General features: G+C 65.7%; 15 protein-coding genes. 10 read left to right on the top strand and 5 right to left on the bottom strand.

What is annotated here, in order from left to right; all coding sequences use genetic code 11:
* Positions 1 to 104: 104 nt before the first annotated feature.
* Positions 105 to 947 carry an SDR family NAD(P)-dependent oxidoreductase gene (locus tag ACSBPH_RS01255; RefSeq protein ID WP_442575808.1) on the bottom strand — a complete coding sequence of 281 codons (843 nt, stop codon included), beginning with the start codon at positions 945 to 947 and terminating at the stop codon, positions 105 to 107.
* Between the two features lie 18 nt (positions 948 to 965).
* On the bottom strand, positions 966 to 1,346 hold the full coding sequence (locus tag ACSBPH_RS01250; protein WP_442575807.1) for a cupin domain-containing protein: 381 nt from the start codon (positions 1,344 to 1,346) through the stop codon (positions 966 to 968).
* 316 nt (positions 1,347 to 1,662) lie between these two features.
* On the opposite strand from ACSBPH_RS01250, the gene ACSBPH_RS01245 reads away from it, so the two are divergent.
* The 5 genes from ACSBPH_RS01245 to istB (ACSBPH_RS01225) all read left to right on the top strand — a co-directional run bounded on the left by ACSBPH_RS01245 (position 1,663) and on the right by istB (ACSBPH_RS01225) (position 8,810).
* Entirely contained in the window at positions 1,663 to 3,060 is a 1,398-nt protein-coding gene (locus ACSBPH_RS01245; RefSeq protein ID WP_442575806.1) for a hypothetical protein, read from the top strand.
* Between the two features lie 128 nt (positions 3,061 to 3,188).
* Positions 3,189 to 4,403: an IS21 family transposase gene (gene istA, locus ACSBPH_RS01240; protein ID WP_442574841.1), complete on the top strand. Its 1,215-nt coding sequence runs from the start codon at positions 3,189 to 3,191 to the stop codon at positions 4,401 to 4,403.
* The gene (gene istB / locus ACSBPH_RS01235; RefSeq protein WP_442574842.1) at positions 4,403 to 5,203 is read left to right on the top strand and encodes an IS21-like element helper ATPase IstB; all 801 of its coding nucleotides are present in this window, start codon (positions 4,403 to 4,405) and stop codon (positions 5,201 to 5,203) included. Before istA (ACSBPH_RS01240) ends, istB (ACSBPH_RS01235) begins: the two co-directional genes overlap by 1 nt.
* Positions 5,204 to 6,318: 1,115 nt before the next feature.
* Positions 6,319 to 8,013, top strand: coding sequence for an IS21 family transposase (istA, locus tag ACSBPH_RS01230; protein ID WP_138176056.1), 1,695 nt, complete (start codon positions 6,319 to 6,321; stop codon positions 8,011 to 8,013).
* Positions 8,010 to 8,810: an IS21-like element helper ATPase IstB gene (gene istB / locus ACSBPH_RS01225; RefSeq protein ID WP_251201782.1), complete on the top strand. Its 801-nt coding sequence runs from the start codon at positions 8,010 to 8,012 to the stop codon at positions 8,808 to 8,810. The genes istA (ACSBPH_RS01230) and istB (ACSBPH_RS01225) overlap by 4 nt, the downstream gene beginning before the upstream one ends.
* A 15-nt stretch (positions 8,811 to 8,825) precedes the next feature.
* Here istB (ACSBPH_RS01225) and ACSBPH_RS01220 read toward each other — a convergent pair whose 3' ends face one another.
* On the bottom strand, positions 8,826 to 9,215 hold the full coding sequence (locus tag ACSBPH_RS01220; RefSeq protein WP_138176040.1) for a heavy metal-responsive transcriptional regulator: 390 nt from the start codon (positions 9,213 to 9,215) through the stop codon (positions 8,826 to 8,828).
* A 100-nt stretch (positions 9,216 to 9,315) separates the two neighbouring features.
* On the opposite strand from ACSBPH_RS01220, the gene merA reads away from it, so the two are divergent.
* Both merA and ACSBPH_RS01210 read left to right on the top strand, forming a co-directional pair.
* Positions 9,316 to 10,692 (top strand): mercury(II) reductase, encoded by a 1,377-nt coding sequence (merA, locus tag ACSBPH_RS01215; RefSeq protein ID WP_442575805.1) that lies wholly within the window; start codon positions 9,316 to 9,318, stop codon positions 10,690 to 10,692.
* Positions 10,693 to 10,934: 242 nt separating this feature from the next.
* A complete protein-coding gene (locus tag ACSBPH_RS01210; RefSeq protein WP_442575804.1) occupies positions 10,935 to 11,213 on the top strand; it encodes an ATP-binding protein in 279 nt (92 codons plus the stop codon).
* A 124-nt stretch (positions 11,214 to 11,337) separates the two neighbouring features.
* Here ACSBPH_RS01210 and ACSBPH_RS01205 read toward each other — a convergent pair whose 3' ends face one another.
* Positions 11,338 to 11,940: a hypothetical protein gene (locus tag ACSBPH_RS01205; protein ID WP_442575803.1), complete on the bottom strand. Its 603-nt coding sequence runs from the start codon at positions 11,938 to 11,940 to the stop codon at positions 11,338 to 11,340.
* 422 nt (positions 11,941 to 12,362) lie between these two features.
* Complete coding sequence (locus tag ACSBPH_RS01200; RefSeq protein WP_442575802.1) at positions 12,363 to 13,064, bottom strand: GntR family transcriptional regulator; 702 nt, start codon at positions 13,062 to 13,064, stop codon at positions 12,363 to 12,365.
* 358 nt (positions 13,065 to 13,422) lie between these two features.
* Here ACSBPH_RS01200 and ACSBPH_RS01195 point away from each other — a divergent pair, with 358 nt between their 5' ends.
* The 3 genes from ACSBPH_RS01195 (at position 13,423) to ACSBPH_RS01185 (ending at position 16,029) form a co-directional block, all read left to right on the top strand.
* Positions 13,423 to 14,268, top strand: coding sequence for an N-acyl homoserine lactonase family protein (locus ACSBPH_RS01195; RefSeq protein WP_442575801.1), 846 nt, complete (start codon positions 13,423 to 13,425; stop codon positions 14,266 to 14,268).
* A complete protein-coding gene (locus ACSBPH_RS01190) occupies positions 14,261 to 15,079 on the top strand; it encodes an N-acyl homoserine lactonase family protein (RefSeq protein ID WP_442575800.1) in 819 nt (272 codons plus the stop codon). Before ACSBPH_RS01195 ends, ACSBPH_RS01190 begins: the two co-directional genes overlap by 8 nt.
* 164 nt (positions 15,080 to 15,243) lie before the next feature.
* Positions 15,244 to 16,029: a carboxymuconolactone decarboxylase family protein gene (locus ACSBPH_RS01185; RefSeq protein WP_442575799.1), complete on the top strand. Its 786-nt coding sequence runs from the start codon at positions 15,244 to 15,246 to the stop codon at positions 16,027 to 16,029.
* Positions 16,030 to 16,034 lie beyond the last annotated feature (5 nt).

Raw genomic sequence — 16,034 nt, 5'->3', positions numbered from 1 at the left:
GATGGCGGACCGGCTGGCGGCAGGCGTCATCGTCGGGGTAGTAACCCGCGTCGCGACGCGTGTGCCGCGCCCTGAGGTCGGGACTTCGTGCTCGGCATCCGTCATCATCGCGCGCCCCTGCCGTGGGCTTCGAGGATCGCGTTGTCGACCGGCGTCGTCGCCCACAGACCGGCGCCTCCGGCGTCTCGATTGGTGTTCTGAATGTTCGCACCGCCATCGATCGAGACGACTTCGCCGGTGATGTAGGAGGCGTCGTCGCTCAGCAGGAACGCGACGCACGATGCGATCTCCTCCGGCGTGCCGGCCCGGCGCAGCGGCGCAGTGGTTGCGCGACGCCTCATGTCGGCAATGCCGTCCTCGCCGAAGATCGGAGTCGGCACGATTCCCGGGGCTATGGCATTCACCCGCACGCCGATGGGGCCGCCGTAGACGGCCGCCCCGTGCACGAGGCCGATCGTGGCGTGTTTGGAGGTTGTATAAGCGAGGAGGTCTGATGCGCCGCGCAAACCTGCGATCGACGCGGTGACGACGATGGATCCCGTGGTGCCGCGCTCAAGATAGTGGCGGAACGCTGCGCGGATGCCGAGGAAAGGCCCACGCACGTTCACACCCATGACAGAATCCCACTCGCTCACCGTCGCGTCGACGAGTTGCAAGCGTGGCGTACCGGCGATGCCCGCATTGAGAAAGTGCAGGTCGGCGGACCCGAAGGCGTCGATCGTCGCCGAGAGGTACGAGTCGACGCCGGCTTCGGTGGAGACGTCGGCGCCGACACCGATCGCGTCGCCTCCGACTTCCGCGGCGGCGGCGACCGCCCGATCACCGTCGAGATCGACGAGCACGACCTTCGCGCCCGCGGCGGAGAGCCGCGCCGCGGTCGCCGATCCGATGCCGCCGACCGCGCCTGTCACGATGGCGACTTTGTCGCGCAGTCCTTCATAGGCCATGAGCGTGTTCCTCTCCGGCTAGTTCGCCGCGGCGTCGTAGTCGGCGTCGCTTACTTCCTCGAGCCAGACCGTCGCGCCGAGCGAGAACGCCGTGTGGCCCATGAGAGAGTCCTTCCCTCCGCCGTGCCAATGCCGCTCGCCGGATGGCGTCCAGACCACGTCGCCCTCTACGAGCTCGACGGGGTCGCCGCCTTCCGCGCAAACGAACCCCCGTCCGCGGAAGACTTGCAGGATCTGGCCGCCTTCGTGGTAATGCCAGTAGGTGCGAGCGCACGGCGTGAAGATCACCGTGTTCACCTTGAGTTCCGGATCGTCGAGGAGCACGCCGTCCGTCCACACCTCGCCGGTGAAGTTGTTCGTGCCCCGCGCGGTTGCGTTCCCGGACCGGCCCTTGATCACTCGCATCTTTACGTCGTTCCCCTGTCTCAGCGACGGCATCGTCGAGGTGTCTGACAATATCATAGGTCTGATACGGGCCCGCAGCAGTCGGCCGGGATCGCGGCAACGAACGACTGCAGCGGCGGGGCACCGTAACGAGCGTGCTCACGGGGGAGAGGGCGCGCCTGCGCGAACTCACCTATTCGCGTACCTGAAAGCCACCACTCGCGTTGACAGCCGTCGACACGCCATCGGACGATGGCGATCGGTCACAGCAAAGTGGCGGTGACCCGATCACGATGTCCGCCAGCGAAGGCGGACGAGGAGGAAACCTGCAATGACCGACTCACCAGCGTTCGGCTTCGAGCCCGCCATGCCGTTCGGGGGAGACGCCCTCGAAACCGGTCTGCTCGGACCCATCCTCGGCGCTCAGCAGTTCAGCGGTTGGCGAACCGAGGCCACGAAGTGGCACGAGACCGCCTACCTGGGTGGCGCCATCTCGACTTCGCCGACTCTGCGGATCAAGGGACCGGACGCCAGCAAATTCCTGAGCGACAACACCGTGAACGACTTCTCGAAGATGAGGCCCGGCAGCATCCGTCACGGCATCGTGTGCGACGAGCAGGGACGGATCCTGCAGCACGGAGTTATCAAGATGGTCGGCGACGATGAGTTCATCACCATGTGGCTCAGCCCGACGCTCGACTGGCGGTGGGACCGATCCAACGGGGCCTACGACGCGACAGTCGAGGATCTCACCGGCCAGGTCTTCCTCTTCCAGATCGGTGGCCCACGTTCTCTGGAGATCATCGAGGCGGCCAGCGGCGAAGACTTCCACAACCTCCCCTTCACCAAGCATCGCGAGTCGACGATCGCTGGAGGGAAGGTCAGTGTGCTGCGGCTCGGCATGGCCGGCACGCTGTCCTACGAGGTGCACGGCAGCATCTCCGACGCCCACGCGGTTTACAACGCGCTCTGGGAGGCGGGCAAGCCGTTCGGGCTCATCAAGCAGGGGCGCCGGGCGTACATGCTCAATCACACCGAGGACGGGTTCCCGCAGGCGAATTACCACTTCGGCTACCCGTGGTACGAAGAGCCCGGCTTCGGCGACTGGCTCGACGCACGTCCCGGAGCGGGCTTCTACAACCAGAACCCGCGACTTCTGGGGAGCGTGGGCAACAACACGGATGTTCGGTATATGACTCCCTTTGACACGAAGTGGGACGACGTGATCTCGTGGGGCCACGAGTTCACCGGCAAAGCAGCGCTCCAGAAGATCGCGGAGAACCCGCCGCGAACCGTGGTCACGCTCGTTTGGAATACCGAAGACGTCACCGATGTCTATGCCTCCCAGTTCCGGCCGGGCGAGCCTTACGACCAGATGGACTGGCCCCACGACATGGACTTCTCCTCGGGCACGTTCGACTCGAACACCGGCGAGTTCAGAGGCTGGGCCTACCGCGCTGACTGGGTGCTGCTCGACGGGGAGAAGATCGGCATCGCGTCCGGACGAGCCATGAGCCTCAACTACCACACGATGCTCTCGCTCGGTTTCATCGATCGCGCAGCCGCGAAGGAGGGGACCGAGGTCATCGTGCTCTGGGGCTCAGAGGGCAAGCCGCAGAAGGAGATCCGCGCCACCATCGCGCGGTTCCCGTACTTGGATGCGCCGTCCAACGCAGCATTCGACGTGGATTCCGTCCCCCGTCTCGCGCGCGAACAGCTCACGCATTGACGTGCCCGCGCCCTGGCGCGGTTGAGGGGAGAACCTGAGGCACAGCTCCCCTCCTCCGCGTTTGTCGACGGCGGCTGAAAACTGGTCAGTTTCGACGGTGAAAAGTGGTCACTCATCACGATTGGAGAGTGATCACCTTGGAGGACTGGGCGCTGATTCGGAGGCTGACTGCGGAGGGCGTGCCGAAGGCGCGTATCGCGGAGCGGCTAGGGATCTCTCGGACGACGGTATTGAAGGCGGTGCGGTCGGAGTCGCCGCCGCGGTATGAGCGGGCGCCGACGGGCTCGTCGTTCGTGGCGTTCGAGCCGCGGGTGCGGGCGTTGCTGGCCGAGACGCCCGATATGCCGGCGACGGTGCTCGCGGAGCGGGTGGGCTGGTCGGGGTCGATCACGTGGTTCCGGGAGAACGTGAGGCGGCTGCGGCCGCAGTTCCGGCCAATCGACCCGGCGGATCGGCTGACATGGGATCCAGGCGATGCCGCGCAGTGCGACTTGTGGTTCCCGCCCAGGAAGATCCCGCTTGAGGACGGTACGAGCAAGCTGCTGCCGGTGCTGGTGATCACGGCGGCGTACTCCAGGTTCATGGTCGCGCGGATGATCCCTACCCGGACGACGGAGGATCTGCTGCTGGCCTCCTGGGAACTGATCCAGCAGCTGGGGCGGGTGCCGCGGCGGCTGATCTGGGACAACGAAGCCGGGATCGGGCGGGGGCATCGCCCCGCGCAGGGCGTGGGAGCGTTCATGGGCACGCTGGCTACGAAACTGGTGTTGCTGCCGCCCCGGGACCCCGAGTCCAAAGGGGTCGTGGAACGCCGCAACGGCTGGTTCGAGACATCGTTCATGCCGGGTCGGTCGTTCGCATCACCGGAGGACTTCACCCTCCAGTTCGCCGACTGGCTGGACCGGGCGAACCGGCGGGTGGTGCGCACGACCGGTGCTGCGCCGGTGGACCGGCTGGAGGCGGATCGCGCCGCGATGCTGCCGTTGCCGCCGATCCCGCTGCATCTGGGTTGGCGCAACAGCATCCGGCTGGGCCGGGACTACTACGTCCGCCTCGACACCAACGATTACTCCGTCGACCCGACCGTGATCGGACGGATAGTCGACGTCTTCGCTGATCTCGAGCAAGTGAGGGTCCGTGCGGACGGGCGGATCGTCGCCGACCACGCCCGGGTCTGGGCGCGTGGCACCACGGTCACCGACCCCACCCATGTTGAGACCGCCGCGCGGCTGCGCAAGCAGTTCCAACAGCCTCGCGCCGTCGCGTCTGCCGGGAACGATCTGACCCGGGATCTCGCGGACTACGACCGCGCGTTCGGGCTCATCGACGGAGGCCTCCGCTGATGGCCGTCGCGAAGGGCACCACCGAGTCGGTGAAGCAGATCACCTACCTCGCCGGCGCGCTGAAGGCCCCACGCATCACCGAAGCCGCCAGCCGGATGGCCGATCAGGCCAGGGACGCCGGCTGGTCGTTCGAGGACTACCTCGCTGCGGTCCTCGAACGCGAGGTCTCCGCGCGGAACGCGTCGGGCGCGGAGTTGCGGATCAAAGCGGCCGGGTTTCCCGGGCGGAAGACGCTGGAGGACTTCGACTGGGACGCGCAGCCTTCCGCCCGGCAGCAGATCGCAGCTCTGGCCTCCGGCGGATTCCTCCTCGAGGCGCAGAACGTTGTGCTGCTCGGCCCGCCCGGAACCGGCAAAACCCACCTAGCCACGGCACTCGGGATCGTCGCCGCACGCCACGGACACCGGGTTCTGTTCGCGACCGCGACCGACTGGGTGACCAGGCTCACCGACGCGCACCGGCAGGGGAACCTGCCCCGCGAGCTCGCGCGGCTGCGCCGCTACGGGCTGATCATCGTCGACGAGGTCGGCTACCTGCCGTTCGAGCAAGACGCTGCGAACCTCTTCTTTCAACTCGTCTCCAGCCGATACGAGCACGCCTCGCTGATCCTCACCTCGAACCTGCCGTTCTCCGGCTGGGGCGGGGTGTTCGGGGACCAGGCCGTCGCCGCCGCGATGATCGACCGAATCGTCCACCACGCCGACGTTCTCACCCTCAAGGGAGCCAGCTACCGGCTCCGCGGCAGGGGCATCGACAGCCTCCCCAGCATCCGCACCACAACCGACGAAACGCCTGGCTAAACTGCCCGCAACTGATCACTTTTCAAACGTCGGAAACGACCAGTTCTCAAGCGTCGCCCACAGCGTTCGGCGCCGGACGTTGCAAGAGCGTCACAACGCCGCCGTTGCCCCGCATCCGCCGCTCACGAATGATCGGGGAAGCCGATCGGGAGCAATCGTCCAATTCCCGGGCGGCCGTCTCGCCTCTATTTCCGCGAGACGGCCGCCCCATATCTCGCCCCGCCGTCATCAGGCGGCGCCATCAAGTCGGGGCGGGCTGACCCCGCGCGGCTGGCCGCGCTCAGCGTGAGCCCCTCACGAGATGCGGGACGACCACGCGGGCCGGCACTTCACGGAGACCGTTCGCGCTCCTCTGCGTGCCTCGGTAGTTTCGTTGAAGCACGTGGCGACCCCCGGCCGAGCACGACTCGAGCCCTTCGGCCCTTCGCTGGGTCGCGCCTCACCGCCAACGTTCGCCGTTGCCGGTGTCGACGTCGCTCGCAAACTGGTCAGTGGCCGCGCGAAGAGCGAACACTCAACGATTCGAGAGTCATCTCATTGGAGGAGTGGGCGCCTATCAGGCCGCTGGCCACGGACGGTGGGCTCAAGGCGTGGACCGCGGGGCGTTCGGGCGACGCGTTCGTGGGAACCTTCGCAACGAAGCTTGTGTGATGCCGCCGAAGGATCCGGAGTCCAAGGGCGTCGTGGAGCGCCGCAGCGGCTGGTTCGAGATCTCGTTCACGCCCTGCCGCTCGTGCCCGTCCCGGGGGCTTCGATCAGCAGCTGATCGACTGGCTGAGCGTGGTCAACCGGGCGGGTTGTGCGCACCCTGAGCGCTTCCTCGGTCGACCGGCTGGCGACGGATCTGGTGAGGATGCTGCGTTGCCGCCGATCCGGGTGCACCTGGGGTGAAAGCACCCAGGTTCAACGAGGCGGCGAGCCGGATTGCCGGCCAGGCGCGTGAGGCAGGCTGGTCGTTCGAGGCCCCTATTTCGCCGCCGTTGTCGCACGCGAGGTCTCCTGGCTCTGTCAGTCTGTTTTGGCCCCGGGGTGACGGCTAGGAGTGGCCCCACTTTCTGACTTGCCGGGGCGGTTCTGACGGTTTGATCTGGCCCCACCCGAGCGTGTGTTTCGTGTTGCTTCAGGATGAGCGGGCCCGGCAGGGGTCGAAAGTGGAATTGTTCGCGGATATCCGGCGTGCCTCGCGCGTCGACGGGCTATCGGTGCGCGCGTTGGCAGACAGGTTCGGGGTGCACCGTCGCACGGTGCGGCAGGCGCTGGCGTCGCCGGTTCCGCCGCAGCGGAAGACTCCGACGCGGATGTCGCCTCGGCTGGGGCCGTACAAGGCGGTGATCGACGCGATGCTCACGCAGGATCTGGACGCTCCTCGCAAGCAGCGGCACACGGCGACAAGGGTTCTCGCGCGGCTGGTCGACGAGCACGAAGCGACGGGACTGTCCTACTCGACGGTCCGCGACTACGTGCGCGTACGTCGTGCTCAGATCGACGCCGCCGCCGGGCGCCGCGTCGAGGTGTTCGTCCCGCAGGAGCACGCACCTGGTGAGGAAGCCGAAGTCGATTTCGGCGAGGTCTGGGTGATCCTGGCCGGGGTGAAGACGAAGTGCCACATGTTCACGTTCCGGCTCTCGCACTCGGGGAAGGCGGTGCACCGGGTGTACTCGACGCAATCGCAGGAAGCGTTCCTCGAGGGACACATCGACGCGTTCGACGAGATCGGTGGGATCCCGACCCTGCACATCCGATATGACAACCTCACGGCCGCGGTGCAGACGGTGCTGTACGGGAAGGGCCGTAGTCGGATAGAGAACGACCGGTGGGTGCTGTTCCGCTCGCATTACGGGTTCGACTCGTTCTACTGCCAGCCCGGGATCGATGGCGCCCATGAGAAGGGCGGCGTCGAAGGCGAAGTCGGTCGGTTTCGTCGCACCTGGCTTTCTCCGATGCCGGTCATCGACTCGCTCGCCGAGTTGAACGAGCAGATCCGCCGGTGGGACGCGCGCGACAACGAGCGGCGTATCAACACCCGGATCCGCACTGTCGGGCAAGACTTCACCGACGAACAAGCACGCCTTGCGTCATTGCCAGGCGAGCTGTTCGACCCTGGCCTGGTGCTCTACCCGCGGGTAGACCGTTCGAGCCTGATCACCGTGCGGATGGCGAGGTACTCCGTGCCCGCCCGTCTGATCGGGCGAAAGGTGCGCGTCTCGTTGCGGGCGTCTGAACTTGTGGTGTTCGATGGCCACGCCGAGGTCGCTCGGCACGAGCGGGTCGTGGCCCGCGGCGGCGAATCGATCAACCTCGACCACTACCTCGAGGTCCTCAGACGCAAGCCCGGCGCGTTGCCCGGATCCACCGCGCTGGCCCGTGCACGCGAAGCCGGCGTGTTCACGACAACGCATGACGCGTTCTGGCAGCAAGCGCGGAAGGTCGACGGCGACAGCGCCGGCACAAGGGCGCTGATCGACGTGCTCCTGCTCCACAGGACCATGCGAACCGTTGACGTGATCGCAGGGATCCGTGCCGCGCTCACGGTCGGGGCGGTGTCTGCCGACGTCGTCGCGGTCGAAGCCCGCCTGCACGCGGCCGGGCCCGAGTCAGACCGTCATCGCGTTGAACAACCGCGACGTGATGTGCAGCGAGTTTTCAGCCTCACCCAGCGTCGCCTCGCGGATCCGGCCGCGGTGATCGCCGGACTCCCAGCCGACCGGCGGCCGCTGCCATCCGTCGCCCACTACGACGAACTCCTCAGCCGACGTCCCGAACCGGAACCGCCGGTCACCGATAAGAGAGAAGGAATCACCGGAACATGACCACTCCCACCAACGTCACCACGACCCTGCGTCGACAGCGCGGGCTGACCGAAGAAGCCGCCGCGGCCGCCGTTGACCAAGCCTGCCGCAGGCTCCGCCTACCCACCATGCGGGCCGTGATGCACGAAGCGATCACGGCCGCGGAACGCGAGCAGCTGACCTACCAAGGCTTCCTCGCCGAACTCCTCCTCGCCGAGTGCGACGACCGGGACCGAAGGTCCGTGGTCCGCCGCGTGTCCGCAGCCGGGTTCCCGAGGAACAAATGGCTCGGCGACTTCGACTACGACGCGAATCCGAACATCAACCCGGCGACGATCCATACCCTCGCGAACGGGGACTGGATCCGCCGCGGCGACCCGCTCTGCTTGATCGGGGACTCCGGCACCGGGAAGTCGCACCTGCTCATCGGCCTGGGCACCGCCGCAGCTGAGAAAGGCTTCCGCGTCCGATACACCCTCGCCACGAAGCTCGTGAACGAGCTCGTCGAAGCCGCCGACGAGAAACAGCTCACCCGTACCATCAACCGGTACGGCCGCGTCGACCTGCTCCTGATCGACGAGCTCGGCTACATGGAACTCGACCGGCGCGGCGCGGAACTCCTGTTCCAGGTCCTCACCGAGCGCGAAGAGAAGAACTCCGTCGCGATTGCATCCAACGAGTCATTCAGCGCTTGGACGAAGACCTTCACCGACCCGCGCCTGTGCGCGGCGATCGTGGACCGGCTCACGTTCAACGGCACCATCATCGAAACCGGCACCACCTCCTATCGCCTCAACCACACCCGTCAGCGGCAGTAGCGATCCGAAAGCCATTCAGAGGTAGCGGCAGATGGACTCCGGTGTGCAGGCTTCGGACGCCGTAGCGGCCGCGTGCGCTCGAAGCTCGGCAATGCTCCCTCGCAGGGCGTGCAGCTGCTCGAGCTGCTCGTCGATCTCCACGAGTCGGCGGTCAAGGAGGTCCCGCACATGCGCGCACGGCGAACGGCCCGCGTCGCGAACATCGAGGATCTCCGCGGCCTGCGCAAGGGTGAGGCCCGCCGCGCGGGCCCGGCCGATGAACGCGAGCCGTTGCACCGTCTCGTCGCCATAGCTGCGGTACCCGGCCGGTGTGCGCTCCGGCGGCGGCAGCAGTCCGCGCTCCTCGTAGTACCGCAGCGTCGACGGCCTCGTCCTCGCCTTCTCCGCGAGCTCTCCGATCCGCATTGTGACACCTCCACCAACGGGCTTGACCTTCAAGCATGCTTGAAGGTCCATTCTGACGGATGTGACCGCGCAAGCGGCCCGGTTCACCCGAGGAGGCATCATGACGCAGCACAGCGAGTTCGATCTTGCGGTGATCGGCACGGGCGGGGCGGCGATGTCCGCCGCGATCCACGCCCGACTCGAAGGGGCCAGCGTGGTCGCCATCGAACGCGGCACCCTCGGCGGTACCTGCGTGAACGTCGGCTGTGTGCCCTCGAAGACGCTCCTCGCCGCCGCGCACACCCGCCACGCCGCCCTCGCGAACCCGTTCCCCGGCGCCCCCACGTCCGCCGGCACTGTCGACCTCGGCGCCCTCGTGCGGCAGAAGGATGACCTCGTCGGCATGCTCCGCCAGACCAAGTACGCCGACATCGCCGCCGCCTACGGGTTCGACATCCTCCCCGGCGCCGCCACATTCACCGACCCGGCAACCCTCCTCATCGACGAACGACCGGTTCGTGCCAGGTCGTATCTCGTCGCCATCGGCGCCGAACCGCACGTCCCGGCCGTCCCCGGGCTTGAGCACGTCGACTACCTCACCTCGACCACGGCAATGGAACTCACCGAGTTGCCCGCCTCGCTCGTAGTGATCGGCGGCGGCTTCGTCGGCCTCGAACAAGCCCAGCTCTTCGCCCGCCTCGGCGTGGCCGTCACCATCATTGGCCGGCTCGCCCCGCACGCCGAGCCCGAACTCTCCTCCGAACTCCGCAAGGCCTTCCTCTCCGAGGGAATCACCGTCGTAGGCGACCGCGCCGCCACGATCATCCAGGACGACGGCGTGGTGCGGGTGCGCACCCGCACCGGCAAGGCGGTCACCGGAGAACGCGTCCTCATCGCCACCGGACGCACACCACGCGCCAACGGGCTCGACCTCGCCGCGGCGGGCGTCGCGACCGACGACCGCGGCTTCATCATCGTCGACGAGCAGCAGCGGACCACGAACCCGGTCGTGTTCGCCGCCGGCGACGTCACCGACGTGCCCCAGTACGTGTACGTCGCCGCGATGGCCGGGAAGATCGCAGCCCGCAACGCCCTCGGCCACCACGAACAGGTCGACTACACCGGGTTGCCCTCCGTCCTGTTCACCGCGCCGCAGCTCGGCTCCGCCGGCATCACCGAAGCCGAAGCCATCGCCGCCGGATACCGGTGCGCCTGCCGATACCTGAGGCTGTCCGATGTGCCCCGAGCCATCACGAACCACAACACCCGCGGCGGCATCAAGATCGTCGCCGACGCGGACACCGGCAAAGTCCTCGGCGTCCATGCCCTCGCCGAAACCGCCGGCGAGATGATGCTCGCCGCGACCTACGCCATTAAAGCCGGATTCACCGTCACCCAACTCGCCGACACGTGGGCCCCGTACCTCACCATGGCCGAAGGCATCCGCCTCACCGCGAACCTCTTCCGCAACGAACTCCCCACCTCCTGCTGCGCCTGACAGCAGACAGCGCCCCACATCGAACCGACGCCTCGACGGGGCCACTTCAAAACGTCACCCCGGGGCCAGATCAGGTTGACAAAGTCAGTCTCCTCGCGGAGTGGGCTGGCGGGGAGCTGGGGGTCAAGCCGCCGGCTTCCTGACGCGGAAGACCCTGGAGGGCTTCGACGGGCACACTCAGCCCACCGCGGCAGCACGGCGCCGGCCTCGCCTCGGTTCGTTTCCTGCTAGAAGCGCAGAACGTGGTGCTGCTTGGGCCGCCCGGAACCGGAAAGACGCACCTGACGATCCCACTGGGGATCGTCAGGTGCGAGAGAGGGGCATGGAGTGCTGTTCGCCACCCCGATGCGACGGAATGCAACGGCCGTGCACGCATTTCAGACTGCGTTGGGACATACGAAGCGTCGGCGGCGCGAGCACGGACGTTGCGTTCCGTCGCGAGACGTCCGCACACATTCCTGCGCACCAAAGTGATCCTGCTGGCGCCCGGCCACAGACCCTTGCCCGGCCACCGGGCCTAGGCGGAGGCGGAGTTCAGAAGCCTCTAGGACGGAGCTGCTCAGACAAGCAGACGAGAGCCGCCGTCGGCCGCGACCAACAGCTGCATTCCTAAACGATGCGAGCAGTGGGCATTCGTAGCCCGGGTCACCCTTCGTAGACTCGTCCCGGGTCAGGAATGGGGTAAAGACCCTTCTTGACATTCTCGAGCTGGGGAGCCCACCAGTGCTGAGAGTTCTTTATCGCCTTGGCCACCAGGTCCCAGTCGCCTCCAGCCATATCGTAGTAGAAGCCCAGGCTGTCGTAGACGGCGTGAATCTCCGACACTTTCCCATCGCGAAAAGTGACGATCTCGATAACTCTCAGAACGACTTCCAGGTCGCTCGCCCGTTCCCCCTCTTCAAAACCGCCGAAAGTGCCAAAGGGTTCGGAGGCGATGAAATTGCGTTCACGGTAGAGCGTGGTCTCGGTTTCCTCCGACCAGATCGTCTTCATCGTGATATTCCGCCATCCCTCCCCGTCGGTCCGGTAGTAGCGCGACATGGTCTCCAGAGCGAACAAGCCGTAAAGGGACTTGTCGGGCGATATCACGTGAAACTCTGGATTGGTGAATACCAGATCCTCGTTGCAGCATTCGACGAAGACCGCTTGTGCCGCTTCACCCTCAATCAACCTGCGCATCATCTTCTCGTAGAAGTCGAGCTTCGGCTTTTCGGCATTTCCTTGGGTAATCACTGTCATCGTGCTCATGCCGGTTGTTCAACCTCCAGATCAGGCCTCAATGCCTGGCTTGCTATCCCCGAGCACTCAGCTTCGGGGCTGAGGTAGCAGGCTATCTGACAATATGCTTGATGTACAGCCCGAGCATCGTTTTGCCGTACATCGTGGGTTGTGATCCACGATGCTGGCCGCTTTCACCGGCACCGTGGCCGTGGGTGTCCAGAACTCGCCAGTATGGAGCGTCGGTTGCTGCCCGTCTTCCAGCGCATGATCTCGACCGATGCTCGTCGAGCGAGATCCGTCCTATGTCGAGCCGATTTCGCGGCTGCGGTGTGAGGGCGTTCGGTGCGCTGCCACTGGAGTAGTCCGCATGCACAGGCCTCTGAGGTGGAGTCGAACGCTAAGAGGGCTGGACCCTGCCGTCCCGTTTCGCCGGGTCTTGGGTCAGCGGGCTATGAGGATGCGACCTGTCGCAGGGCCTCCGCTGCGGCCATCACATGGCGCCGTGTTGCTTCTCGAACACCTTCGAGGTCGCCCGCATCGATGCGATCGACGATTTGCACGAACTCGTCGATCGACGCGTCGATACGGCCAGGAACCCCGAGCGTTACGGCACGCAGTTGGGCGACACGCCACTGAATACCCTGGACGGTCTCATCCAGGAACTGGTTGCCGGCCCCCTGGAACAGGATTGCGTAGAACCGGCTCTGCGCATCGAGGATCGCGCGGGCCTCGCCCGATCCACGACCCGCCGAAACCAATTCCTTGAGGGCCTGGTGAAGCTCTGCAACTTCGTCCGCCGAGGCTCTTTCAGCGAACAGCCTGCCCGCCAATCCTTCGAGCTCAGCGCGGACTTCGTAAAGATCTCGGGCTTCGTCCGCGCTGACGGCTCGGACCATGATCCCTCTGCCGTTGCGCGCCTCCACCAGTCCTTCCGCCTCGAGTTGACGCAGCGCCTCCCTGACAGATGCGCGACTCGTCTGCGTCATCTCGCAGAGCTCCCGTTCGATGAGAACGGATCCCGGCTCAAACTCAAGATTCACGATCGCTTCGCGAATGATCTGCGCGACCTGGCTCCTAAGGGGTGGGTGACGCACCACGGTCCGCCGCGGGGTCGCGCTTTGCGTGGAGTCGCTTCGGTTCACGGGAGCCATGCTCAGATGGTAGCCCGGCATGCAGGGGGTGCAGATAGCGGTGGAGGCTTTCGCGGATACCGCCTGACGGGGCAGGCGCCGGTGGAAGCATCCCGCCCGGATGTGCCTTCGATACCGAGACCTCTATTCAGGTTCGGCCTCTGTCGCACTCCCTGACGGCACGGATGTCAGCCGCTCGAGGGCGCCGTCGTGCCGGGGGCAGAGGCGCCGCCGACAATCTCGTGCTTACCGATCCGCCAGCAGCGTTGGTATGGATGGAGGATCTCGCGTGAAAGTCGGGTGATCTCACCCTAGGAACCGCCGGGCGTTGAGGTGACCGTTGAAGCGGATCTTGTCAACGACGACCGAGGGGGCTCGCATGGAGCAGGTGAATGCGCGGCGGCCGATACCGGAACGCGCTTCTGGAACAGCAGAGCACGAGCATCTCAGCGTCCTTCAGGTGAAGTATGCGGACCGTGTGACTCGCAAGAGCATCGTCTTTTACGGGTTTGCCGATTCAGGCGAGCCGGATGCCGACCAACAGATGGACTATTCCTTCTGGCTAGTTCGTACCGAAAGCTCGGTTGTGCTCGTCGACACCGGTTACGACATCTCTCGACACGATTGGCTTGGCGAGATAGGCCGCACTCCGACTCCGGATGGGCTCCGCCTACTTGGTATCGACCCTGCCGAGGTGCAGCTGATCATCGCCACGCACTTCCACTACGACCACATCGGCTACATCGACCTTTTCCCCACCGCACAGATCGTCGCGGCGCGAAGGGAGTACCAGCACTGGACGGCGAAGCTCGCCGAGAACCATCTCGTCGGCGAGTTCGCGACGGTGCGGGATGTGACCGCCATCATGCGCGCTGCAGATGAGGACCGACTGCGGCTCGTCGACAGTGAGACAGAGGTCTTCCCCGGGATCACGGTGTTCCCGGTCGGGGGGCATTGTCCGGGGCAGCTCCTCACATACGTTGAGAGCAAGTCCGGGCCACTCATCCTGGCCTCAGACGCCATTCATCTCGGCGAACAGCTCGAGCGCGGATGGCCGTTCTTCGCCCATAGCGACCTCGATGAGATGAAGGCGGCAATCGCGTTCGCGAAGCAGCTATCCGCCGCGACTGGAGCACGTATCATCCCCGGCCACGACCCTCGGGTACGCGCCGACTACCCGGCAGTCGACGGGCCGGCCCGAGCCATCGCGACCGTCCTTGGCTGAGCAGGAGGACGACCGGTACGAGGTCGTCATCGTCCGCTACGGCACCCGCCGCACAATGCGCAGCGAGGTGTATCTGAATTACGGCGTGTATGGCGATGGCGACGCCCCGATCGACATGGACTACTTCGTGTGGGTAGTTCGCAACGCCCACCGCGTGATTCTCGTGGATACCGGCTACTCCATTGAGGGAGGGGCGTCCCGCGGCCGAACTCCACTCATGACGCCCGTTGACGCGTGGCGGCATCTCGGCATCGACTTGGACTCCGAGCTCACCGTCGTGCTCAGCCATGCACACTACGACCATGCGGGGAACCTCGCGGCCCTGCCGAAAGCTCGCATCGTCGTCTCCGAGAGCGAGGTCGACTTCTGGCTCGGGCCACTGGCACGTCGGGCGCAGTTCCATCACTCAGCCGACGCAGACGGACTGACCGAGCTTGCGAAGGCACGCAAACAAGGACGCGTGAAGACCTTCTCGGGTGCTGTCACCGTGGCGCCCGGCGTCGAGGTGCTCGAAGTGGGCGGCCACACGCCGGGCCAAGCGATCGTGCGCGTTGAGACCCCCGCCGGCCCCGTGCTCCTGGCGAGCGATTCGGTCCACTACTACGAAGAGCTCGAAGCCGACATGCCTTTCACATACGTTGCTGACCTGCCGAGGATGTATCGCACCTTCGACCTGATATCCGGTCTGGTCGCGACCGGGCAGATCACCCACCTTGTAGCAGGTCACGACCCTTCGACCCTAGAGCGCTTTCCGGCGTATGACGGCGTACCGGGCGGCCTGGCCGCGATCATCGGAAGGCTCTCGCAATGACCATGGCGGTCTACTGCTTCGACGGCCGAGTCGGCGCGGTGAACCCGTCAGCGGTCTCCGGATACCCGCAGACCGCTGCTCGGGTGCGGCCGACGGCTCGCCTCGATAGCCGACCACACTGAATGGCGCGAGTCGGATTTCCGACCGCACACGCTGATGCAAGGATGACGGAGCGCGACATGGACCTCACTGCTGAGCAAATCGACATCAAGAACCGCTTCCTGGCGGACCGTGGCGAGTGGTCGGATGCCTGGGAGACGGTGCTTCGGATCGATCCCGACTTCGTCGCCGCGTCTCTCACCATGCTGCAGGTGCCATGGGAGAAGAATCACCTGAGCCCGAAGTTCAAAGAGCTCTGTTACCTGTCGTGGAACGCCGCGGCCACCCACGCGAATGTCGACGGCACCCGGCGTCACATCCGCCGCGCGATCGCTCTCGGGGCGACAGAGCAAGAGATCGTCGAGGTGCTCGAGCTGGCCTCGACGCTCGGTATCCACACGATGAACATCGGCGTACCACTGCTGGTTGAAGTGCTGGAGGAGAGGGGCCGGACCGCTCCCGCTCCGCTCACAACGCACCAGGAAGCGCTCAAGCGGCAGTTCACTGAGACCCGCGGTTACTGGCACGACTTCTGGAACGAGATGCTGGAGCTCGACCCTGAGATGTTCGCGGCCTACACCGAGTTCTCCTCGGTGCCGTGGCGCACCGGCGTGCTCACTCCGGCCGAGAAGGAACTCATCTACATCGCGTACGACATCGCCGCGACGCACCTTTATGTGCCCGGCACGAAGCTTCATATCCGCAATGCACTAAACCACGGTGCGACCGCGGAGCAGATCCTCGAGGTGATGGAGATCTCGAGCGTGCTTGGGCTCGATGCGATCGCGACGGCTGTCCCGACCATGATCGAAGAGTTCGCGGCGGCACGTACCGACAACGTGAAGCCTTGAACACC

The sequence above is a fragment of the Microbacterium sp. F51-2R genome (genome assembly GCF_052180235.1).
Taxonomy (GTDB): Bacteria; Actinomycetota; Actinomycetes; order Actinomycetales; family Microbacteriaceae; genus Microbacterium.
Note: the sequence above shows the minus strand (reverse complement) of the source record. Positions and strands in the feature narration are given on the sequence as shown.